We start from the raw sequence: 22,586 nt of genomic DNA on the forward strand, positions 1-22,586 counted from the left end.
CCGTTCATGTCCTACAGCACCTACGAGGCACCCGCGTCATATTGCCACTGTCGTGGCGAAAGCGGGGCCGCACGGATCCGGGCTCCGCCGGTCCGTAGCGGCGCCCCCCTGGGGGGGAAGCGCCGCAGGCGCTTCGGGGGGGGCCTACTTCACCTCGTCTTTTAGCAGCTTGCCCAGGATCGCGATGCCGCGGCGGATCTTGTCTTCCGGCACGGTGGCGAAGCTCAGGCGCAGCGTGTTGGTCTTGCCGGCGCCGCAATAGAACGGCGCGCCGGGCACGAACGCCACGTTTTGCGCGATGGCCTTTTCCAGCAGCTTGGTGCTGTCGATGTGGTCGGGCAAGGTCAGCCAGATGAACATGCCGCCTTCAGGCTTGGTCCAGGTGACGGTGTCCGGGAACTCCTGCTTGATGGCTTCCAGCATGCAGCTGCCCTGGGCGCGGTAGATTTCGCGCACGTTGGGCAGGTGCTCTTCCAGGAAGCCGTCCTTGACGATCTCGTACACGGCCATCTGGGTCAACGTGGGCGTGTGCAGGTCGGTGGCTTGCTTGGCCTGCACCAGCTTGTTGATCAGCGGGCGCGCGGCGGCGATGTAGCCCAGGCGCAGGCCGGGGGCCAGCACCTTGGAGAACGTGCCCAGGCGCACCACGTTGGCGCCGTATTCGGCGGCCAGCGCGATCAGGCCAGGTTGCGGTTCGCCCGCGTAGCGCAGTTCGCCGTAGGGGTCGTCCTCGACGATGGTCAGGTTCAGTTCCGCGGCGCGCTTGACCAGCGCGATGCGGCGTTCCAGGTTCAGCGTGCGGCCGGTGGGGTTCTGGAAGTTGGGCAGGGCGTACAGGAAGCGGGCGCCTTCGGCCAGTTCAGGGGTGATGGCTTCCGGGATCAGGCCGCCTTCGTCGGTGGGCACCGGCACGAAGTTGGGCTGGTACAGGCTGAACGATTGCAGCGCGCCCAGGTAGCTGGGGTCTTCGACCAGCACCTTGCTGTCCTTGTCGATCAGCACCTTGCCCAGCAGGTCCAGCGCTTGCTGCGAACCCGACACGATCAGGATCTGGTCGGCGGCGACGCTGGTGCCGGCCTTGTTCAGATCATCGGCAACCCATTGACGCAGCGGCGCAAAGCCTTCCGTGGGGCCGTACTGCAGGGCGGCGCGGCCGTTGGTGGACAGTACCTTGTCGAATGCCGCGCGAACTACCTCTACCGGGAAGCCGCCGGGCGCCGGCAGGCCGCCGGCGAACGAAATGACTTCGGGGCGCTCGGTGACCTTGAGGATCTCGCGGATGGCGGAGCTGGTGAGTTGCTGGGCGCGTTCCGAAAAGGAAAACGCAGGTTCGAGAGGCTTGTCCATGGAGTGCTTCTTGAAAAAGAAGGGTAGGAAAATACGGGCGGTTGGTCCCTTTGGGTGGCCCGGCGGAAAAACATTCGGCAAAAAACTATTGTCCCACACGGCGGCGGCCCGGCCCCCCTTAACGGCCGCAGCCCCTAAAATCACCTGCATCGATAACCGCCTGTACAGTTACATTTCCCATGTTCGAAGCCGCTCCCATCGTCGCCGACTCCAAGGCCGCCCTGTATGCCGGCCTGGTCGCCCAGGCCCGCGCCCTGCTCGACGGCGAGCCCGACCGCATCGCCAACGCCGCCAATCTGAGCGCGCTGGCTTACCTGGCTCTGCCCGACCTGAACTGGGCGGGCTTCTATTTCTATGACGGCACGGAACTGGTGCTGGGCCCCTTCCAGGGCAAGCCGGCTTGTGTGCGCATTCCGCTGAACCGCGGCGTGTGCGGAGCCGCGGCCAGCCAGCGCCAGACGCAGCTGGTGCCCGACGTGCATGCCTTTCCCGGCCACATCGCCTGCGACGCGGCTTCGCGTTCCGAGATCGTGGTGCCGCTGGTCCACCAGGGCCAATTGATCGGCGTGTGGGATGTGGACAGCCCGGTGCCGGATCGTTTCGACAGGGACGACCGCCAGGGCATGGAAGCCTTGTGCGCGGTGTTCCTGGCCAGCCTGGACTGAGCCGCGGCGGCAGCCGCCGCGCTGCACGCCGTTGACACGGTTGCGGCCTCCCGGTAGATTCCCGCATCTGCGCTTGCACACCACCGCATCCGTTCCCACATTCATGATTCATCAGGCCAAGCAATCCGCTTTCCCGTTCCGCGCCCAGGGCGTGGTACTGGCTTGCGCCGGCCTGAAATCCAAAAAACAGCCGCTCATCTGACCGGAGCATGCTGTTCCGTCAGATGGGCGACGGAACAGCGGCCTCCTGGCGGCGCTTGGCGCCGTCCGCGCATCCCCTGGCATCCCGAGCACTTCTGTACGGTCCCCAACCACGGTCCGCTTACAACGCAGGAGTGTTCACATGCAATCTCATCATCTATCTCCGATCCAGGGCGTCTGGGTGCCTCTGGTCACGCCGTTTTCCGGCGGCGCCGTGGATGGCGGGGCCTTGCGCCGCCTGGTGCGCCACTATGCCGCCGCGGGCGTGGACGGGCTGGTCGTGTGCGGCAGCACCGGCGAGGCCGCGTCGCTGGATGACGCCGAACAGCTGGCGGTGCTGGACGCCGTGCTGACCGAGGCCGGCAGGCTGCCCGTCATCATGGGCCTGGCGGGCAACCATCATGGACACGTGATGCAGCGCCTGGCCGCCTTCGGCACGCGTCCGTTGGCCGGCATCCTGGCGCCCGCGCCGTACTACGTGCGCCCCGGCCAGGAAGGCGCCGCCGCCTATTTCCGCTGCCTGGCCGATGCCTCGCGCTTCCCCCTGGTGCTCTACGATATTCCCTATCGCACCGGCACGACGCTGGATACAGCGACCTTGCTGGCGCTGGCCGCGCATCCCAATATCGCGGCGATCAAGGACTGCGGCGGCTCGCTGGAAAAGACGATTGCGCTGATCGCCGACGGCAACATGCACGTGCTGGCGGGCGAGGACCTGCAGGCGTTGTCCTTGATGAGCCTGGGGGGCGCAGGCATGATCGCGGCCGCGGCGCATATCCGTCCCGACCTGTTCGTGGCCATGCACCAGGCCGTGAAGGCACAGCAGTTGGACTTGGCCCGCAAGCTGTTCCACGCGCTGGTCCCCATCATCCAGCTGACCTTCGCCGAGCCCAATCCCGGTCCCTTGAAGGCGCAACTGGGGCGCCAGGGCCTGCTGAGCGAGGAACTACGCATGCCCATGCCGCCCGCCAGCATCGCCTTGGCCGCGCGCATGGACGCCGCCGTGGCGGGGTTGAACCGGCAATATCCTTGCCAGTAGCCCGAACTTGGTGAGCAGTCCGTCAGCTTTGTGGTGTTCGGATTCATTTAGTAATAAATGTCCTACCGGGAAGCTGACGGATTGCTTATCATGCGGCCATTCTTCGGGTGAAACAAAACGTTCATGGCCCAAGCTTTTGTAGCCTTGTCCGCCTGGCAAGTCATGCTGGCGGGCCTGCTTTTCTTCAGCGGCATCTATCTGGTGTTCGGTGCGGCCACCTGGCTGCTGACGCAGCACATCCTGCCCGCGTTGGGCATCGGGCGTCCGCTGGATCCGCGCCCGCTGGCGCCGGGCCAGTTGCGGCGCGAATTCGCGCAGTCCGGCCTGTCCATCCTGCTGTTCGGCACCGGCATGATTTTCCCGTGGGGCCTGTTGCAGCTGGGCTGGGCGCACCTGGACCCGGATGCGAGCTGGCAAAAGATCACGCTCGAGATCCTGGTGCTGGTGGCCTGGAACGACGTGCATTTCTGGATCAACCACCGCCTGCTGCACACCAAGCTGCTGCGCCGCTTCCACCTGCCGCATCACCGCTCGGTCGTGACCACGCCGTTCTCGACCTACAGCTTCCATCCCATCGAAGCGCTGATGCTGGGCAACGTGATCATGTTGCCCATGGTGCTGCATGACTTCAGTTTCTGGTCGCTGGCATCGGTGCCGCTGTTCAGCCTGTTCTTCAATTGCATCGGCCACGCCAACTACGACTTCTTTCCCAACGTGTCCTACGCGCACTGGTTCGCCGCCAGCCGCAGGCATCACCTGCACCACGCCTGCTACAACGGCAACTACGGCTTCCAGTTCACCTTCATGGACCGCCTGTTCCGCACCCGCCTCAAGGCCGAGGCAGCGCAGTCCCAGCTGAATGCTTTCCGGCAGCGAGAATCGCTTGGCGGGCGCGCGTAAGCGGCAGCGCCGCCTGCCGTCGCTGCGCAGCCGGCGCGACTGGCAAAGCCTGGCCTACCTGGCCGCGTTGCCGGCGCTGGCGGCGTGGCAGTGGGTGCACGGCTTCTGGTGGCCGCTGTACGGCCTGATGCTGTTCCTGACCCTGGGCGTGGGCGTCATCCACCACAACCATACGCACATCCGCATGTGGCGCGGACGCTGGATCAACCGCGCGACCGATTTCTGGATCACGCTGCTGCAAGGGCATCCGACCTTCGTGTTCTATCCGGCGCACGTGGCCAATCACCATCGGTACAAGCACGGCGCGCGCGACGTGGCGCGCACTTACCGCTTCGGCGGCGACACCAACCATCTGTGGGGCTACCTGATCCATCCATTGCAGGCGGGTTGGGTGCTGTATCCCTTGTTCTTCGCGTGGCTGGGCCGCTTGTACCGGCATTGGCCGGGCGCCTGGCGCTATTGCATGGCGCAGTACGGCGTATGGTTGGGCCTGTGGGGCGGGCTGCTGGCCGTAAACCCCATGAAGGCGCTGCTGTTCGTCATCGTGCCGCAGCTGCATGGGTTGCACTGGCTGCTGGCTACCAACTACCTGCAGCATGCGCACGCCGACGGCGGGCCGCGGTCCGTCGCGGGCCTGAACTATGCGCGAAATTTCGAAGGGCTGGTCAATCCGCTGCTCTTCAACATTGGCCTGCACACCGCCCACCACGAGCATCCGCGGGCGCACTGGTCCGAACTGACGCGCCTGCACCGCGAGCAATACCGCAACCGCGTGAATCCGGCCTTGAACGAGCCGGGCCTCACGCCCTATATGTTCCGCGTGTTCGTGCTGGGCGCCTTCATGCCGCGCTTTCGCAGCCGTTCATGCATGGCGCCCGAGCACATCCGCTAGCGCCGCACTCCCTACATCCACCAGAGGCCTCTCATGCCCATTGCGTTTCATCGTGTCTACCTGGAAAGCGCCGGCTACTTCATGCCGGGCGAGCCCGTGTCCAACGATGCCATGGACAGCTACATCGCGCCGCTGAACCGCATGTCCAGCCGCATCAAGAGCCGCATCCTGGCCGAGAACGGCATCAAGCAGCGCTACTACGCGATCGATCCCGAGGGCGCCACGGTATTCACCAACGCGCAGCTCGCGGCCAACGCCATCCGCGATTGCCTGCGGCGCAACGACAGCGACCTGTCCGCCGTGTCGCTGCTGGCCAGCGGCTCGTCGGGCGGGGACGCGTTGATGCCGGGTTTCTCCAACATGATCCAGGGCGAGCTGGCCGCGCATCCGATGGAAACCCTGTCGGTGCACGGCATTTGCGCGGCGGGCGTGTCGGCGATCCAGACGGCCGCGCAGGGCGTGGAGCTGGGCGGACACGCCAGCGCCCTGGCGGTGGCCAGCGAGCTGCCGTCGCGGCTGTTCAAGCGCTCGCGCTTCGCGGCGCGCGGCTACGACGCCGACTTCGACGCGCATTTCCTGCGCTGGATGCTGTCGGACGGCGCGGGGGCGGTGTTGTTGGGCAACAGCGGACGGCCCTTGCCGGGCGCCTCGCAAGGCGTGCGCCTGCGTCTGAAGTGGGTGCATCAGCGTTCGTTCTCGGGCGACTATCCGGTGTGCATGCAGCTGGGCCTGTCGGCCGACCGGGCCAAGGGTCATCTGGACTATCCGTCGTGGAACGAGGCCGAGGCCGATGGCGCGCTGTCCTTGCGCCAGGACATCCGCCTGCTGCCGCATCTGTTCGACATCGGCATCCATGAATACGCCAAGCTGGTGCGCGACGGCTGGGTGGATCCGGACCAGGTGGACCACTTCCTGTGCCATTACTCGTCGGAGAAGTTCATCCCCGTGGTGGAAGACTTGATGGAGAAGGCCGGCCTGGTGATCCCGCGTGAACGCTGGTTCAGCAACCTGGCATGGCGCGGCAACACCGGCGCGGCGTCCATCCTGATCATGCTGGCCGAATTCCTGGAAACGCGCGAAGTGAAGCCAGGTGAGCAGATCTTCTGCTACATCCCGGAATCGGGCCGCTTCATGGCCGCGTACATGCTGCTGGAAGCCGAGGCCGTGCACGCGCCGCAGATCGCCGTGGGCGCGCCCGCAGCGACTGCCGCGCGCGAGGACGCGAACAGCGACGACGCCGCCGCGATCGCGCCGCCGCACGATCCGGACATGGCGCCGCAAGGCCTGGGCCAGCTGCTGACCGAACTGGCCGCGATCTGGCACGACTACCGTTCGCGCGTATGGCGCACGCCGGTGGTGCGGCGCCTGCGCAACCGCCAGTTCCAGACGGCCGACTATCTGAACTGGATGGAGAACTGGATTCCGCAGGTGCGCGAGGGCAGCAAGTGGATGCGCGAAGGCGCGGCCTCGCTGACGGAGCAATACGCGCCGCTCGCGGCATTGATCGATACGCACGCCGGCGAAGAACAGAACGATTTCCAGATCCTGTTCCAGGACTACCGCAACGCGGGCGGTCCGGTGGACAGCATCGACGCCCTGCGCCGCAATCCCGGCGGCGAGGCGCTCAATGCCTATCTGCACGGCCTGGCCGCCACGCGCGATCCCATCGGCTTGTTGGGCGCCATCTACATCATCGAGGGCACCGGGCAGCGCATCGTGCCGGCGCTGCTGCCGTTGCTCAAGGCCAGCCTGCAACTGCCGCCGGACGCCTTCCGCTTCCTGGAATACCACGGCCACAACGACGAGCACCATCTGGCGCGCTGGCTGTCGGCGGTGGAACTGGCGCTGGACTGCGACGAGGATGGCCGCGCCGAACAGCGCATCGTCGACACCGCGCGCCGCACGGCCGCGCTGTACCTGATGCAGTTCCACCACGTGATGGAAGGCGACGCGTGATGAGCCAAGAGCCCGAATTCCTTGCCAAACCGCACGATCCCGCCGACCCCAGCCCCTGGCTGGCGCTCTACCTGGACCGCAGCACGCCTCTGCCGGACAAGGTCAAGAAGGCCTGGCTGACGGATTCCAGCTGCGCTTCGCGCCAGTATCTGCTGCCCTTTCTGCGGCCGCTGGCGCGCGCCTTCATCATCCTGATCCAGGTCATCAAGACCTTTCTGCCGCGCCGCTGGTCGCATTCCAAGCTGCTGCACCGCATCCTGGCCTGGGGCCTGAAGCGCTTCGTGTCGCCCGAGGCCAACTGGCTGATCCTGCGCCACTTCCACCTGGGCGCGCAGATACTGTCGTTCATCGCGGCCAACTCGCCGGTGCGTGTCACCACCACGCCGCTGGAGCCGCGCGATATCGACGATCTAAAGGACGAACTCTTCGTCAAGCACGACCTGAACCTGTTCAACTTCGTCATCCGCTTGAACCAGGCGTTGCGCGACGCAGGCGTGGAAATGCATGCGCCGGAACGGGTCGATTTTTCGATGATCCGCGATCCGGACCTGCTGCTCGAAGACATGCCGCAGGGCAAGCTGAACTTCCTGGACCTGCAAAGCGCGATCGAACTCTTCACGCCGCTGTATCAGCTGATGCTGACCGACAACGACTTCTGGCGCGCGGCCAATTCGCTGCAGCTGGACGAGACCATCGGCATCTACGCGGCCAAGCTGCTGGGTGCGCCGCAGCACCTGATCCTGGTCAACAACAACCATCCGCTGGTGCCGATGTCGACCCTGCGCGCAGGCTACCGGCTGGTGCTGCACGGGCTGTCCACCGAGATGCTGCACAGCCTGCTGATGGAAATGAAAGAGGCGCAGCAAGGCGGCGAGCCGCCCGCGCCGATCGCCTGAGGCCTTAGCGCTTTTCTGCGTACACGCCGAAGCGCTGCAGCTGCGCTTCGCTGTTGGAGATTTCGCGCAGGCTTTCCTCGCCGCTGTGCGCGACCAGCAGGGCGGCCAGCGTCTGCGCGATGGACAGCGCAGGCACCACCGAGGGAAACAGCGAGGGCGTGTCGTTGGCCACCAGCAGCAGCGCCTTTGCGCCTGGGGCAATCGGCGACACCGCGCTGTCGGTGACCGCCACCACGCCGGCGCCGCGTTCATGCGCGAATTCCACGGCCGTGACTGCCGCCTGCGCATAAGGTGCCTGGCTGAAGGCGATCAGCGCGTCGTCCGGCCCGATGCGGCGCAGTTCATCGGCCAAGGTGCCGCCTACGCCGCTGAGCAACGTGACCTTGTCCAGGAACATGCCGCAGGCATAGCTGAAGTGATAGGCCGCTGGATACAGGCTGCGCAGGCCGATGACGTAGATGCGGCGCGCGCCCGCCAGCAGGCCGTGCGCGGCCTTCAGCGCGGGCAGGGCGGCGGGGCCGAGGCTGCTGCCCAGGTTGCGCACTTCGGCATCGAGGATGTCGGCGACCAGGCCCGCGTCGGCGTCGTGCTGTGGGCGCTTGCGCAGGGCGGTGGCGCGGCCGGAAAAGCTCGACCCGCCCGCGGCCAGCCAGTCGCGGTACGGCTGGCGGAACGCCTCGTAGGTATCGAATCCCAGTTGCCGAGCCAGTCGCAGCATGACACCGGCCTGGACGCCGGCATGGCCCGCCGCGGCGCGCATCGACTCCAGGGCGATGTCCTTGGGATGATCGATCGCATAGCGGGCCGCCTGCCGCAGCTTGGGCGGCAGGGCGGAAAACTGGGCTTCGATCAGTTTGTCGATGGCGGCTTTATCCATCTGCGCTCCGTGTAAGGTGCCGCGTATTATGGCGTATCGTCCGCCAACGCCAGATCGATGGCGCGGGCCAGCGCATCGGCCGCGAACGCCAGCTCATCAGCCGTGCTGAGGTAGGGCGGCGCCAGCAGCACGTGGTCGCCGAGCTTGCCGTCCACCGTGCCGCCGCCCGGATAGCACAGCAGGCCCAGGTCGCGCGCCTGGGCCTTGATGCGTGCATGCAGCCGGCGCTGCGGCGCGAACGCGCGCAGGCTGCCGGGATCCTCGGCCAGCTCCACGCTCCAGAACATGCCGCGGCCGCGGATGTCGGCCACGTGTGGATGCTTTTCCAGGCGCGCCGCCAACATGGCGCCGAACTCCGCGCCCATGTCCGCCACGCGTTCCACCAGCTTGTCGCGCAGCACGATGCGCTGCACCGCGAGCGCCGCGGCGCAGGCCACCGGGTGGCCGACATACGTGTAGCCATGCTGGAACGCGCCCGAGCCCGCGTTGATGGCCCCGATGACGCGGTCATGCGCCAGCACGGCGCCGATCGGCAGATAGCCCCCGCCCAAGCCCTTGGCCAGCGTCAGCAGGTCCGGCACCACGCCTTCCTGTTCGAAGGCGTGATAGCTGCCGGTGCGGCCCAGTCCGCACATGACCTCGTCCAGGATCAAGAGCACGCCGTGGCGGTCGCACACCTGGCGGATCTTGCGGAAGTAGCCGGGTACGGGCGCGACGGTGCCGGCGGTGGCGCCGACCACGGTTTCGGCGATGAAGGCGGACACGGTGTCCGGGCCTAGGCGCAGGATCTCGGCGTCCAGTTCCCCGGCCAGGCGGTCGCTGTACTGCTCGTCCGTTTCGCCGGCCTCGCGGTAATGCAGGGCAAAGCAGGGCGAGACGTGGTGGCTTTCGATCAGCACGGGCTGGTACAGGGCGCGCCGGCCCGCGTTGCCGCCCACCGACAAGGCTGCCAGCGTGTTGCCGTGATAGCTCTGGCGCCGCGCGATGTAGCGGTAGCGTCCCGGCTCGCCGCGTTCAACATGGTATTGGCGCGCCATCTTCAAGGCGGTCTCTACCGCTTCCGAACCGCCCGAAACGAAATAGGCGTTGCCCAGGCCGGCCGGGCTGTTGGCCGCCAGCAACTCGGCCAGTTCTTCAGCCGCCGGCGTGGTGAAGAAGCTGGTGTGCGCGTACTCCAGCGCGTCCAGCTGCGCGACGGCGGCAGCGCGCACTTCGGGGTGCGCATGTCCCAGGCACGAGACCGCCGCGCCGCCCGAGGCGTCGAAGTAGCGCCGGCCCTCCTGGTCGATGATGAAGCAGCCTTCGCCTTTGACGGCGACGGGCAGGGGGCTGGCATTGCGATGAATGATGCGGCTCATGATGGGGGGCGGCGACTCGTGGTCTGGTTTGTCAAATAAAACACATGGTATATTTATTGTAAAAATAAACCAAACGGTTTTATTGCCGCATTGGCCGTTGCATCGTCATCATTCGCTCAAGGGGGCGTCATGAAGTTTTCCCATCTGTTGCGTGGCTGGACTCTAGGGATTGCGGCGGCTGCCGCGTTGGGCGCGGCCGGGCAGGCCGACGCCGCCTGGCCGGAACAGCCGGTGCGGCTGGTGGTGCCGTTCGCCGCCGGCGGCACGACCGACCTGCTGGGCCGCCTGATGGCCGAGGGTCTGGGCGCCGAACTCGGCCAATCCGTGGTGGTGGTCAACAAGGCCGGCGCGGGCGGCAGCCTGGGCGCGTCCGAGGTGGCGCACGCGCAGCCGGACGGCTACACCCTGCTGCTGGGCACGCCCGGCACGCAGATCATCAATGCCTACGTCTACAAGAAGATCGGCTACGACCCGGTCAAGGACTTCGCGCCGGTCGCCTATGTGGCGCAGGTGCCCAACGTGGTGCTGACGCATCCCGGGTCCGGCCTGAAGAACATGGACGACCTGCTGCGCACCGCGCGCGCGGAGCCCGGGCGGCTGAACTGGGGTTCGCCGGGCGTGGGCAGTTCGGGCCATCTGGCGCTGGAGATGATCAAGCGCATGGGCAAGGTGGACATCCGCCACGTGCCGTACAAGGGCGCCAGCCAGGCCAACAACGATCTGCTGGGCGGGCAGATCGATCTGTCCGCCGACAACCTGCCCACCGCCTTGCCCTTGATCAAGGCGGGCAAGCTGGTGGCTCTGGGCGTGACTTCGGCCCAGCCGGTGCCCGCCGCGCCGGGCGTGGTCGCCATCGCGCAGTCCGTGCCGGGCTTCGAGCTGACCTCCTGGTTCGTGGTGATGGCGCCCGCCGGCACGCCGCAAGCGGTCATCGACAAGCTCAACGCCGCCGCCCAGCGCGTGCTGGATGCGCCCGCCACGCGTGAACGGCTGGCAGCCTTGGCCGCGCAGCCCATCGGCGGCACGCCGCAAGCCTTGGCGCAGCATCTGCAGACGGAACGCGAGAAGTACCGCGTCCTGATCGAAGGCACCGACATCCGTCCGGAATAAGCGGGGAAACGCATGGGCAAGGGCATGAAGAAAAGGCTGGCGGTGGCGCGCTTCTGGTACGAAGGCAACGCCTTCTGCCCGGTGCCCTGCACCATGGCGGATTTCGAACGGCGCGAGTGGCGCAAGGGCGGCGACGCCCTGGCCGCCGCCGCTGGCACGGCCACCGAACTGGGTGAAGTGGCCGAGTTCGCCCGCGCGCATCCGGATTGGGAGGTCGTGGCCCTGCGCTGCGCATCCGCCCTGCCTGGCGGGCCGATAGTAGACGCCGTGCACCGCGCCTTTACCGAAGAGGTACTGGCCGAGCTGGTCGCGGACGACGCCGGCTGGGACGCCGTCTACCTGTCGTTGCACGGCGCCGCCATCACCGACCTGCGCCAGACGCCCGACCTGGACTTCGTGCGCGCCGTGCGGGCCCTGTTGCCCGGCGTGCCCCTGGGCGCGAGCTTCGACCTGCACGCGAACCTGGCCCCTGAACTGGGCAGTCTGCTGGATTGCGCCAGCGGCTACAAGACTTATCCCCACATAGACATGCGCGAGGCGGCGGGGCGGGTGCTCGACATGCTGCTGCGCGCGCAGGCCGGCACGCTGTCGCCGCGGGTGCTGGTGACCAAGCCGGATTTGCTGTTGTCCAGCTTCAACATGCGCACCGATGCCGGCCCGATGCGCGAGCTGCAGGATCTTGCCGCAGCGCAGGTACGAGAAGGCGTGGCCGAAGTCTCCGTGTTCGGCGGCTTTCCGTACGCGGATACCGTCGATACCGGCGCATCGGTGCTGGTGGTGGCCGACACGGCCCGCGATACCGCGGGCGCGCAGGCGCAGGCCGCGGCCGAGACCATGATGGCCGCCATGCGGCGTCTGGCGCCCGCGTTTGCGGTCACTCTGCCGACACCGCAAGAGGGCCTGGCGCAAGCCGTGGAGGCGGCGCGCGCCGGCGGCCTGGTGGCCGTTACCGATCCAGGCGACAACCCGCTGTCGGGAGGCGTGTGCGACACACCGGAACTGTTCCGCGCCTTGCTGGATGCGCAGATCGATCTGTCTTGTGTGTTCGCCAGCTTCGCGGATCCGGATGCGGTTAGGCGCGCGTACGAAGCAGGTCTGGGCGGCGATTGCGAATTGGACCTGGGTGGCCGCGTAAGCCGCGATTTCGGTCCGCCAGTGCGTGCGGCATTCCGGGTCGAACGCTACACCGACGGCGAATTCAGCAACACCGGGCCGATGGAAACGGGCGTTCGCACGCGTTGCGGTCGCACCGCGCTGCTGTCGCTGCGCGACCGGCCCAACGTGCAGGTCATCATTACCGAACTGGTGGCGCCGGCCAATGATCCGGGCTTCTTCACCCTGCATGGCATCGACCTCGATCAGGTACGGCTGCTGTGCGTGAAGGCCAAGAACCACTTCCGCGCGGCCTTCCTGCCGCTGTGCGCCGCGATCATCGACGTCGACGCGCCTGGACCCGCGGCGCTGGACCTGCGGCTGCTGCCGTTCCGGCATGCGCGCCAAGGCGCAGCCAGCGACGCGCAAGACTGGCGGAAATAGCGGCGCGGATCCGCGCGCCTTGGTGTTGACCCTGCGTTACACGGCAAGGGCCTTGCGCTATATTGCGACCCTTGCCCCGCAGGCCCGCCGGGCGGCGTCCGCGCTGTCGTATCCCTCTTCCGGAAGTCGTTTACATGCCCCAGACACTTGAAGTCATCGCCACTCTCCTGTTCGCCGTGGCGGTTCTTCATACCTTCTCGGTTCCCTTCTTCGCGCGGCTCGCGCATCGTGGCGGACCGCATGCGGGCATCTGGCATCTGTTCTCCGAAGTCGAGGCCGTGTTTGGCGTCTGGGCCTTCGTGCTGATCGTGGCGATGGCGGCGCTGTCGGGTCCGTCGCATGCCATCGAGTACATGGACACGCGCAACTTCACCGAGCCGCTGTTCGTCTTTGTGATCATGGTGGTGGCGGCCAGCCGGCCGATCCTTGAACTGGTGGGGACGCTGGTGCGGCTGGTGGCGCGGGCGCTGCCGCTGCCGCGCGAACTCGCCACCTTCTTCGTCGTGATGTCGCTGGTGCCGCTGGGCGGCTCCTTCATCACCGAACCGGCCGCCATGACGCTGGCTGCCATCCTGTTGCGCGACGCCTACTTCCGCAGCAGCGGGCGCGCGGGCTTCAAGTACCTGACTCTTGGCGTGCTGTTCGTCAACGTCTCCATCGGCGGCGTGCTGACCTCCTATGCCGCGCCGCCCGTGCTGATGGTGGCCTCCACCTTCGGCTGGGACTCGGCCTTCATGGCCCAGCACTTCGGCTGGCGCGCCGCGATCGCGGTCTGCCTGAACGCGGCCCTCCTGACCTTCATCTGCCGCAAGGCGCTGCTGGAGCGCTCGGTGGGCACGGGCGGCGGCGTGGACGCGCCGGAAGGCGGCGATGCGCGCGGACCGGTGCCGCTGCTGGTCATGCTGGTGCATCTGGTCTTCCTGGTCGCCGTGGTGCTCAGCGCGCACCATCCGGCCATCTTCCTGGGCTTGTTGATGATGTTCATCGGCTTTGCCGAAGCCTATAAGCGCTACCAGAGCCGCCTGATGATCAAGGAAGGCCTGATGGTGGGCTTCTTCCTGGCCGGCCTGGTGGTGCTGGGCGGCCTGCAGAAATGGTGGCTGCAGGACCTGCTGGGCGGGCTCGAGCCCTTCGTGCTGTTCTGGGGCGCCACCGCGCTCACCGCCATTACCGACAACGCCGCGCTGACCTACCTGGGTTCGCTGGTCGAAGGCACCAACGAGGCCTGGCGCTACATGCTGGTGGCCGGCGCGGTCACGGGCGGGGGCCTGACGGTGATCGCCAACGCGCCCAATCCTGCCGGCTTCGCCATCCTGAAGAACCACTTCCCGGACGGCAGCATTTCGTCGGGGCGGCTGTTCCTGTCGGCCCTGGCGCCGACCCTGGTGGCGGCCGTCATGTTCCTGCTTCCCGTATAGGGCGACGGGGCCGGAAAACCGGCTGGCGGCGTCCTTGAGGCGCCGCCCCAGGTGGGCTGCCGGGGGCGGACACCGGCCGTTCACGAAAAACCGCTAAAATTCAAGACTTTCCCGTATTTTTTCCGGCCTTGCCCGCCCGCCGCTTCCGTTCGGATTCAATCCGGCCCCGGACATCGCGTCCGGCGACAGCGGCTTTTGATACGCCGGGCCCGCGCCTGGGAGTCCTAGATGCCCATTTACGCTTACAAGTGCAGCGCCTGCGGCCATGCCAAAGACGTCTTGCAGAAGATTTCCGATGCGCCGCTTTCGGTTTGCCCCGAATGCGGCCAAAGCACGTTCTCCAAGCAGGTGACCGCGGCTGGATTCCAGCTCAAGGGCTCCGGCTGGTATGTCACGGACTTCCGCGGCAACGGCAACGGCAACGGCGCCAGCCAGGGTGCGGCTGCGGCCAGCACGCCGGCGGCGCCCGCTGAAAGCGCCGCGCCTGCAGCCCCGGCCGCCCCGGCGACGCCTGCCGCCGGTAGCGCCGCCTCCTAGAGCACACGCGATGCGTATGCGCGTCATCAAGAAGTACTTCATCACCGGCCTGCTGATCTGGGTTCCCCTGGTCATCACGGTGTGGGTGCTGGGCTTGCTGGTCGCGACCCTTGAAGGGTTCGTGCCAGGCTTCCTGTCGTCCGAATCGCTGTTCGGCATCGACATTCCCGGCTTCCGCTTCGTGCTGGTCATCGTGGTGGTGCTTCTGACGGGCGTGTTCGCCGCCAACCTGATCGGCCGCACCATGGTGGATCAGTGGGAAAATATGCTGGGCCGCATACCCCTGGTGCGCTCGATCTACAACTCGGTCAAGCAGGTCAGCGATACCGTGCTTGCGCCCAACGGCCAGGCCTTCCGGCGCGCGGTGCTGGTGCAGTATCCGCGCGCGGGCAGCTGGACCATTGCTTTCGTTACCGGCTCGCCCAGCGGCGAAGTGGCCGACCGGCTGCCCGGCGACCACATCAGCGTGTACGTGCCGACCACGCCGAATCCCACGTCCGGCTTCTTCCTGATGGTCCCGCGCGCTGACGCGATGGATCTTCAGATGAGCGTGGACGCGGCATTGAAGTACATCGTTTCCATGGGCGTAGTCGCGCCGGTTCAGGCGGCGACGCCCGCGGACCGGCCGGCCGCTCCCGTCCCGGCTCCTGGCGTGCAGGACACGCCTCGCGCCGATTCGTAACCCTTACGCTATAACCAAGCACATAAACGGAGTCATCCCGCATGCGTACCTGCTACACCGGCCAGGTTTGCCGTGACCATCTCGGCCAGACCGTCACCCTGTACGGCTGGGTGAACCGCCGCCGCGACCACGGCGGGGTCATCTTCATCGACCTGCGCGACCGCGCGGGCCTGGCGCAGATCGTGTTCGATCCGGACAACGCCGCCTTCGCCACCGCGGAGCGCCTGCGCAACGAATTCTGCGTCCGCGTCACCGGCCTGGTGCGCGAGCGTCCGGCGGGCACCGCCAACGCCGAACTGGCTTCGGGTGAAATCGAAGTGCTCTGCAAGGAAGTCGAGATCCTGAACGCGTCGGTCACGCCGCCGTTCCAGCTGGATGACGACAACCTCTCGGAAACGACGCGCCTCACGCATCGCGTGCTGGACCTGCGCCGTCCGCAGATGCAGCGCAATCTGATGTTGCGCTATCGCGTGTCGATCGAAACGCGCAAGTTCCTGGACCAACTGGGTTTCATCGACATCGAAACCCCGATGCTGGCCAAGAGCACGCCCGAAGGCGCGCGCGACTACCTGGTGCCCTCGCGTGTGAACGCTGGCCATTTCTTCGCGTTGCCGCAATCGCCGCAGCTGTTCAAGCAGATGCTGATGGTGTCGGGCTTTGACCGCTACTACCAGATCACCAAGTGCTTCCGCGACGAAGACCTGCGCGCCGACCGCCAGCCTGAATTCACCCAGATCGACTGCGAAACCTCGTTCCTGAACGAATTCGAGATCCGTGAAATCTTCGAGAACCTGATCCGCCACGTGTTCAAGGTGGTGCAGGGCGTCGACCTGGCTTCGCCGTTCCCGATCATGCCGTGGACCGAAGCCATGCGTCGCTACGGTTCGGACAAGCCGGACCTGCGCGTGAAGCTCGAATTCACTGACATGACCGACGTCATGCGCGATGTGGACTTCAAGGTGTTCGCCGCCGCCGCCACGGCGCCCGGCAGCCGCGTGGTCGCCTTGCGCGTGCCCGGCGGCGCCGAAATGTCGCGCAGCGAGATCGACGGCTACACCCAGTTCGTCGGCATCTATGGCGCCAAGGGCCTGGCCTACATCAAGGTCAACGAAGTGGCCAAGGGCCGCGAAGGCCTGCAATCGCCCATCGTCAAGAACCTGCATGACGCTGCCCTGGCCGAACTGGTCAAGCGCACCGGCGCGCAAGATGGCGACATCATTTTCTTCGGCGCGGATCGCGAGAAGGTCGTCAACGACGCCATCGGCGCGCTGCGCGTGAAGATCGGTCACAGCGAATTCGGCAAAAAGACCGGTTTGTTCGAAGCCGGTTGGCAGCCGCTGTGGGTGGTCGACTTCCCGATGTTCGAATACGACGAGGAAGACGGCCGCTACACCGCCGCCCACCACCCCTTCACCAGCCCGAAGGATGGCCACGAAGACTTCCTGGAAACCGATCCCAGCAAGGCGTTCGCCAAGGCTTACGACATGGTGCTGAACGGTTGGGAAATCGGTGGCGGCTCGGTCCGTATCCACCGCGAGGAAGTGCAGAGCAAGGTGTTCCGCGCGCTCAAGATCGGCGCCGAGGAAGCACGCGAGAAGTTCGGCTACCTGCTGGATGCGCTGCAGTATGGCGCGCCTCCGCATGGCGGCATCGCCTTCGGCCTGGACCGCATCGTCACGATGATGACCGGCGCCGAATCGATCCGCGACGTGATTGCCTTCCCGAAGACCCAGCGTGCCCAGGATCTGCTGACCCAGGCGCCCTCGGAAGTCGACGAGAAGCAGCTGCGCGAACTGCACATCCGCTTGCGCAACGTAGAACAGAAGTAGTCCCCCCCGAAGCGCCGGAGGCGCTTCCCCCCCAGGGGGGCGCCGCTACGGACCGGCGGAGCCCGGATCCGTGCGGCCCGGCTTGGGGGGCGTTGTTTGCTTGCGGCGTGGGGTGCTCGACTGGGCGCTGGGACCTGTTGCTGCTTGAGGGCGGGGTCAGCGCCGCGGCGGTGGGAACGGTCTTCTGAATTGGAGTAATCTGGCAAACGCCGCCTGATTTTGGCGGTGCTGGCCGGGCTTCTTTTTTTGCGGTGGCCGGCGGTTCCCAAGTTTTGAAAGGCGCCATTTTTCCATGTCGCTCATCCGCGTCGTCAGCTACAACATACACAAGGGCCGCTCGGCATTGGGCCGGCGCGACTCCCTGAACGAATTGCGTCTGGGCCTTTATGGCCTGCGTCCGGATCTGGTCTTCCTGCAAGAGGTCCAGGGCCGCAATGAGCAGAAATCGCTGCTCGATGCCCAGCACGAATCCCTTGCCGCCGCCTTGCGGCTGGATGTGGCCTACGGCCGCAATGCCATCCGCCATGAGACGGACCACGGCAACGCGCTGTTGTCGCGCTTTCCCATTCTTGACCACGAAAACCTGGATATTTCCGACCACCGGCTGGAGCAGCGCGGGTTGTTGCACGCCCGTATCGAGCTGGGCGGGCGTGCCGTGCATTGCTTCGTCGTGCACCTGGGCCTGTTCGCCGGCAGCCGCAGTCGCCAGATCCTGGCGCTGACCGAGCGCATCCGGCGCATGGTGCCGGATGGCGAGCCCATCCTGATCGCGGGCGATTTCAATGATTGGGGCGACCGCCTGGCGCCGCTGTTCGTGCAGCAGCTGGGTCTGTACGAAGTGTTCTCGCATGCCCCGCGCAGCCATGGCGGCGGATTGCCGCGCCTGCGCGATTCGGTCAAGCGCCTGAGCAATGCCCTGCGCGGGCTGCCCAATGGCGGCGTCTCCGTCATGGAACGCACCAACCAGCTCGGCATGGGCGACAGTTCGCGCCTGTTGCTGCCGCCGCCGCGCACCTTCCCCGCGGTGTTCCCGTGGTTCCGCCTGGACCGCATCTACCAGCGCGGCTTCGCCGTGCGCAGCGCCCGCGTGCTGCGCGGCCGCGAATGGGCCAGGCTTTCTGATCATTCCCCCTTGCTGGCCGAGCTGGAACTGCCGTGAGGGCAGAGCAGTCCAAGCTGGACTGGACGCAGGGCAACGACATCCGGTTGCTCCAGAACGGCGCCGACTTTTTTCCCGCGCTGTGCGCGGCCATCGACGCCGCCCAGGTCAGCGTGCACCTGGAAACCTACATCTTCACGCCGGACCGCACCGGTTCCCAGGTGCTGGACTGCCTGGAGGCCGCCGTGCGGCGCGGGGTCAAGGTGCGTGTCGTGCTGGACGGCTTCGGCAGCGCCGAGTTCGTCGATCCCTTGCGCACGCGCCTGACCAACGCCGGCGCGCAGTGCCGCATCTTCCGGCCCGAACCGCGCTGGTTCGCGCGCTACATCCCGTCGCGCAGTCGCCTGCGGCGCCTGCACCGCAAGGTTACGGTGGTGGATGGACGCATCGCCTTCATCGGCGGCATCAACATCATCGACGATTACGATGACCAGGATCCGACGGACGGCATCACGGGGCCGCGCTTCGATTTCGCGGTTCAGGTGCAGGGGCCGCTGGTCACCGAAGCCTCCTATGCCCAGGAACTGCTGTGGGTGCGGCTGAACTGGGCGCGCCTGCGGCGCCATCCGCGCGACTGGAACCGCATGCGCCTGCTGAAGCCGCGCCACGCTTCCGTTGCGCCCTGTGGCGACCTGCGCGCGGCGCTGGTGCTGCGCGACAACCTGCGCTTCCGCCAGACCTTCGAACGCGCCTACCTGTACGGCATCGCGCATGCGCGCCGCGACATCCTCATTGCCAACGCCTATTTCTTCCCCGGCCGCCAGTTCCGCCGCGCGCTCGCCAAGGCCGCCGCGCGTGGCGTGCGCGTGCGCCTGCTGCTGCAGGGCAAGATCGAATACCGCATGCAGTACCACGCCACGCGCTCGCTGTACGACCAGCTACTGCGCGACGGCATCGAGATCTACGAATACATGCCGAGCTACCTGCACGCCAAGGTGGCAGTCATCGACAACGTGGCGACGGTGGGGTCGTCCAACCTGGACCCCTTCAGCCTGCTGCTGGCGCGCGAAGCCAATGTGGTGGTGGACGACCAGCCCTTCTCCTGGGACCTGCAGGAACGGCTGGAGGCGGCCATCCGGGAGGGCGGGCGCTTCATTCGGCCGATCGAATACCAGCGCCGCGGATGGTTGCGGCGTTGGGTCGACGCGGTTTCCTATACGCTGCTGCGCATCGGGGTGGCGTTGACGGGGACCTCGGACAAGTACTGAGCGCGGGGCGCTCAGGTACGCCGCTTGATCAAACCCAGCGCCAGCGCCGTGCCGACCAGGATGACGGCGGCGCCCGCCGCAATCGATGGCGTGATGCTCTCGTCCAGGAACCACGACCCCCACAGCACGCCGAAGACCGGCACCAGGAACGTCACGCTGACGGCGCCGGTCGGACCGACATTGGCGATCAGGCGGAAGAAGATGATGTAGGCTGCGCCCGTGCACACCACGGCCAGCAGAATGGTGGCGATCCAGGCCTGCATCGACGCGGGCGCCTCGGGCCAGTGAGTGACCGCCAGGGGCAGCAATACCAGCGTCGCGCCTATCATGCTGCCGGTGGCGTTGGCCAGCGCATCCACGCCGGTCAGGAAGCGCTTGGTCCAATTGGCCGCGATGCCGTAGAACACCGGCGCCGACACGGCCGCCAGCACCGCCGGCCCGGTGCCGCCATCGCTGAAGTTCAGCTTGTCCCACACCAGCACCACGATGCCGACCACGCCTATCATCAGCCCCAGGGAGCGCATCCAGGGCAGCTTGTCCTTGAGCCACAGCCAGCCGATGACCGCGCCCCACACCGGCGTCACCGCGTTGGCCACCGACAGGAAGCCGGCGCCCAGCGATTGCGCGGCGTAGGCGAACAACAGGAACGGCACGGCCGCGTTCAGCACGCCCACCATCAGCAAGGCCTTCCAGTGCCGCGCGATGACGGGCAGCTTGCCGCGCCACAGGGCGGCAGGCAGCAAGACCAGCGCGGCCAGGCCCACGCGCAGTTCGATCAGCGCAATCGGCCCGAATTCCGGCACCGCCAGGCGCATGAAAAGAAAGGAGCCGCCCCAGACGGCAGCCAGGAGCAGTAGATCCAGCAAGTTGCGTTGACGCATGTTCAGTCCCGCGTGGGGCTCATTTGCGGCTAGTGGCCAGGTTCTTCATCTTGACCCGGTAGGCCAGCAGGGCACAGGTCAGCGATAGGACGATACATAGCACCAAGCCCGCGCGCACTCCGTTTAGTACCGTGCTGTGCGAAATGATGATGCCAACCAAGGCCGTTCCCAGCGCGCTGCCGATGGCGCGCGTGGTCTGGACCAGCGCCGACGCCACGCCCACGTCGCGCCGCTCGCTCAGCATCTGCATGAACAAGGTCAGGTTTGGCAGCAGAAAGCCCAGCGCACAGCCATTGACGAAGAAGGCGGCCAGGATCCACCAGGCCGAGGTGCCCGGCGAGATCAGCAGCACCATCAGCGAACCCGCCGCCAGCAGGCAGCCGCCGAACACCATCAGGCGCTGCGGTTCGCTTTGCTTGGGAAACAGGCGGCCATTGATGATGCTGCCGACCGAAATCGCGGCGACCAGCGGCGTGAGCAGCAGCCCGGCTTCGCTGGGGGTGTAGTTCAGCACCTGTTGCAGCAGCAGTGGGCTGTAGAAGATCTGCACGAACATGACCGCGCCCACCATCATCGCCGCCAGATTCAGCAGCCGCGATTCCGCGCCGCCCAGCACTCGCAGCGGAAAGATCGGGGAACTTACGCGCCGTTCCGTGGGGATCAGGATGGCGATGGCCGCCACGCCCACCACGGCCAGGGTGAGTCCCAGCATGGGGCGGGCATGGTCGCCGCTGGCAAACGCCAGCTCCAGTGCGGCCAGCGGCGCACCCACCGCCAGGACCAGCAGAATGGCGCCCAGCCAGTCGATCTTGCGGCTGCCGTCGTGGATGGGGCGGATGCGGGGGAAATAGCGGGCCAGCAGGAAAAATGCGCCCGCGGCCGCGATCGGCGCGATGAAGAAGGCCGCCCGCCAGCCCAGCGCCTGCGTCGCCGCCCCGCCCAGCACCGGGCCGATGCCGCTGGCCATGGCGAACGCCGCCGACACCAGCGCCATCCAGCGCACCCGCTGCTTGGCGTCCGGAAACAGGTCCGCTGGCGCGGCGAACGCGGTCGCGATCATCATCCCACCGCCTATGCCTTGCAGCGACCGGAAGATGATCAGCTGGATCATGGTCTGCGACAGGCCACAGGCGATGGAGCCCAGCGCCACGATCAGCACCGACAGCAGCATCAGAGGCTTGCGGCCGAACATGTCGCCCAGCCGTCCGAAAATCAGGATGGACGCGGCGGTGGCCAGCAGGTAGCCGGTTCCAACCCAGGCATACAGCGCCATGCCATTGAGCGCCTCGGCCACGCGCGGCAGCGTGGTGCTGATGATGGTGGAATCCAGCGCGGCCAGGACCACCGTTGCCGAAACCCCCGCCATGCCCATCAGCAGGTCGCGTCGTGTATGGGCGGGGGCGGATGGAGACTGTGATTCGGATGGCGGCGTCATGCCGCACAGAATATCACCAGCGCCTCAGGGATTTCACTTATAGAAGGCGTGGTAACCCCAGAAAACCGCGATGACCAGCACCACCATGATCCACGACCAGCGCGAATTGGACAGTCCGCGCGGCTCCGGTTCGGGGGGAGGGGGCGGCGGCGCGAGACGGGGTTGGCCAGCCATGTGGTCGATGAAGGCGGCGAAGAACTTCTCGATGATCTTCTCGCCGGCTTTCAACACCAGGCCCTCGCCGCATTCGGCCAGTTTGCCTCCGGTCATCCCGGCGACGGTGTAGGCCACGCGGGTGCCTTGATCCTTGGTGCTGAGGTTGATCTGGGCGGTGCCGATGGCCAGACAGGCCGCGCGGCCTTTGCCTTCGAACACCAGGGTGCAACTATCGGGCGGGTTGACGTCCGACAGCAGGATCTCGCCGTCGTAGTCGGTATCCAGGCCGGCAATCTTGGCCCGCAGGGTGACGCCGTACTCCGTGTCGCTGCGTTTGTCGACAGCGATGCATCCGGGGATACATCGCTGCAGCACGGCCGGGTCCGTCAGAGCATCCCAAGTCTGGTGCTGGGTTGAAGGAATCCACTGGGCATCGGCAATGCGCATGGCTGTCTCCTTTCTGCAGACGTATGAGTCCATTGTGGACCACCCTGCAAGAAAACG

21 protein-coding genes are annotated in these 22,586 nt (G+C 66.5%); 15 read left to right on the forward strand and 6 right to left on the reverse strand.

The genetic code is table 11. The annotated features are described in order from the left end of the window. Positions 1-144: 144 nt before the first annotated feature. Entirely contained in the window at positions 145-1,347 is a 1,203-nt protein-coding gene (locus AC6LKD_RS15515) for an aminotransferase-like domain-containing protein (protein WP_498116705.1), read from the reverse strand. A 179-nt stretch (positions 1,348-1,526) separates the two neighbouring features. On the opposite strand from AC6LKD_RS15515, the gene AC6LKD_RS15520 reads away from it, so the two are divergent. The 7 genes from AC6LKD_RS15520 to AC6LKD_RS15550 all read left to right on the forward strand — a co-directional run bounded on the left by AC6LKD_RS15520 (position 1,527) and on the right by AC6LKD_RS15550 (position 7,896). Next, complete coding sequence (locus tag AC6LKD_RS15520; RefSeq protein WP_498116706.1) at positions 1,527-2,012, forward strand: GAF domain-containing protein; 486 nt, start codon at positions 1,527-1,529, stop codon at positions 2,010-2,012. 73 nt (positions 2,013-2,085) lie between these two features. Then, positions 2,086-2,214, forward strand: coding sequence for a hypothetical protein (locus AC6LKD_RS15525; protein ID WP_013396910.1), 129 nt, complete (start codon positions 2,086-2,088; stop codon positions 2,212-2,214). A 141-nt stretch (positions 2,215-2,355) separates the two neighbouring features. Continuing rightward, on the forward strand, positions 2,356-3,252 hold the full coding sequence (dapA, locus tag AC6LKD_RS15530; RefSeq protein ID WP_498116707.1) for a 4-hydroxy-tetrahydrodipicolinate synthase: 897 nt from the start codon (positions 2,356-2,358) through the stop codon (positions 3,250-3,252). Positions 3,253-3,375: 123 nt separating this feature from the next. Further along, positions 3,376-4,152, forward strand: a complete 777-nt coding sequence (locus AC6LKD_RS15535; RefSeq protein WP_498116708.1) for a sterol desaturase family protein — start codon at positions 3,376-3,378, stop codon at positions 4,150-4,152. Next, entirely contained in the window at positions 4,112-5,044 is a 933-nt protein-coding gene (locus AC6LKD_RS15540) for a fatty acid desaturase (protein ID WP_498116709.1), read from the forward strand. Before AC6LKD_RS15535 ends, AC6LKD_RS15540 begins: the two co-directional genes overlap by 41 nt. A gap of 33 nt (positions 5,045-5,077) precedes the next feature. Further along, the gene (locus AC6LKD_RS15545; protein WP_498116710.1) at positions 5,078-7,000 is read left to right on the forward strand and encodes an iron-containing redox enzyme family protein; all 1,923 of its coding nucleotides are present in this window, start codon (positions 5,078-5,080) and stop codon (positions 6,998-7,000) included. Beyond that, complete coding sequence (locus AC6LKD_RS15550; RefSeq protein WP_013396905.1) at positions 7,000-7,896, forward strand: DUF6999 family protein; 897 nt, start codon at positions 7,000-7,002, stop codon at positions 7,894-7,896. The genes AC6LKD_RS15545 and AC6LKD_RS15550 overlap by 1 nt, the downstream gene beginning before the upstream one ends. Before the next feature lie 4 nt (positions 7,897-7,900). Here AC6LKD_RS15550 and AC6LKD_RS15555 read toward each other — a convergent pair whose 3' ends face one another. Together AC6LKD_RS15555 and AC6LKD_RS15560 are read right to left on the reverse strand one after the other, a co-directional pair. Beyond that, positions 7,901-8,773, reverse strand: coding sequence for a MurR/RpiR family transcriptional regulator (locus AC6LKD_RS15555; protein ID WP_492273871.1), 873 nt, complete (start codon positions 8,771-8,773; stop codon positions 7,901-7,903). 26 nt (positions 8,774-8,799) lie between these two features. Next, positions 8,800-10,131: an aspartate aminotransferase family protein gene (locus tag AC6LKD_RS15560; protein ID WP_498116711.1), complete on the reverse strand. Its 1,332-nt coding sequence runs from the start codon at positions 10,129-10,131 to the stop codon at positions 8,800-8,802. A 129-nt stretch (positions 10,132-10,260) separates the two neighbouring features. Here AC6LKD_RS15560 and AC6LKD_RS15565 point away from each other — a divergent pair, with 129 nt between their 5' ends. The 8 genes from AC6LKD_RS15565 (at position 10,261) to clsB (ending at position 19,610) form a co-directional block, all read left to right on the forward strand. Further along, complete coding sequence (locus tag AC6LKD_RS15565) at positions 10,261-11,241, forward strand: Bug family tripartite tricarboxylate transporter substrate binding protein (RefSeq protein WP_498116712.1); 981 nt, start codon at positions 10,261-10,263, stop codon at positions 11,239-11,241. A 24-nt stretch (positions 11,242-11,265) separates the two neighbouring features. Beyond that, entirely contained in the window at positions 11,266-12,777 is a 1,512-nt protein-coding gene (locus AC6LKD_RS15570) for a M81 family metallopeptidase (RefSeq protein ID WP_498116713.1), read from the forward strand. A gap of 134 nt (positions 12,778-12,911) precedes the next feature. Beyond that, positions 12,912-14,195, forward strand: coding sequence for a putative Na+/H+ antiporter (locus AC6LKD_RS15575; RefSeq protein ID WP_498116714.1), 1,284 nt, complete (start codon positions 12,912-12,914; stop codon positions 14,193-14,195). A gap of 228 nt (positions 14,196-14,423) precedes the next feature. Next, positions 14,424-14,732: an FmdB family zinc ribbon protein gene (locus AC6LKD_RS15580; RefSeq protein ID WP_498116715.1), complete on the forward strand. Its 309-nt coding sequence runs from the start codon at positions 14,424-14,426 to the stop codon at positions 14,730-14,732. Positions 14,733-14,748: 16 nt separating this feature from the next. Further along, positions 14,749-15,414, forward strand: a complete 666-nt coding sequence (locus AC6LKD_RS15585; RefSeq protein ID WP_498116748.1) for a DUF502 domain-containing protein — start codon at positions 14,749-14,751, stop codon at positions 15,412-15,414. A 41-nt stretch (positions 15,415-15,455) separates the two neighbouring features. Continuing rightward, a complete protein-coding gene (gene aspS / locus AC6LKD_RS15590) occupies positions 15,456-17,243 on the forward strand; it encodes an aspartate--tRNA ligase (RefSeq protein ID WP_498116716.1) in 1,788 nt (595 codons plus the stop codon). Positions 17,244-17,535: 292 nt separating this feature from the next. Then, positions 17,536-18,402: an endonuclease/exonuclease/phosphatase family protein gene (locus AC6LKD_RS15595; protein ID WP_498116717.1), complete on the forward strand. Its 867-nt coding sequence runs from the start codon at positions 17,536-17,538 to the stop codon at positions 18,400-18,402. Continuing rightward, entirely contained in the window at positions 18,399-19,610 is a 1,212-nt protein-coding gene (clsB, locus tag AC6LKD_RS15600) for a cardiolipin synthase ClsB (protein ID WP_013396895.1), read from the forward strand. The genes AC6LKD_RS15595 and clsB overlap by 4 nt, the downstream gene beginning before the upstream one ends. Before the next feature lie 11 nt (positions 19,611-19,621). Here the strand turns inward: clsB and AC6LKD_RS15605 are convergent, their stop codons facing one another. The 3 genes from AC6LKD_RS15605 to AC6LKD_RS15615 all read right to left on the reverse strand — a co-directional run bounded on the left by AC6LKD_RS15605 (position 19,622) and on the right by AC6LKD_RS15615 (position 22,529). Continuing rightward, complete coding sequence (locus tag AC6LKD_RS15605) at positions 19,622-20,491, reverse strand: DMT family transporter (protein ID WP_498116718.1); 870 nt, start codon at positions 20,489-20,491, stop codon at positions 19,622-19,624. Between the two features lie 19 nt (positions 20,492-20,510). After that, positions 20,511-21,863, reverse strand: coding sequence for an MFS transporter (locus tag AC6LKD_RS15610; RefSeq protein ID WP_498116749.1), 1,353 nt, complete (start codon positions 21,861-21,863; stop codon positions 20,511-20,513). Positions 21,864-21,959: 96 nt separating this feature from the next. Beyond that, positions 21,960-22,529, reverse strand: a complete 570-nt coding sequence (locus AC6LKD_RS15615) for an SRPBCC family protein (RefSeq protein ID WP_498116719.1) — start codon at positions 22,527-22,529, stop codon at positions 21,960-21,962. Positions 22,530-22,586 lie beyond the last annotated feature (57 nt).

The sequence above is a fragment of the Achromobacter sp. D7-1 genome (genome assembly GCF_059760445.1).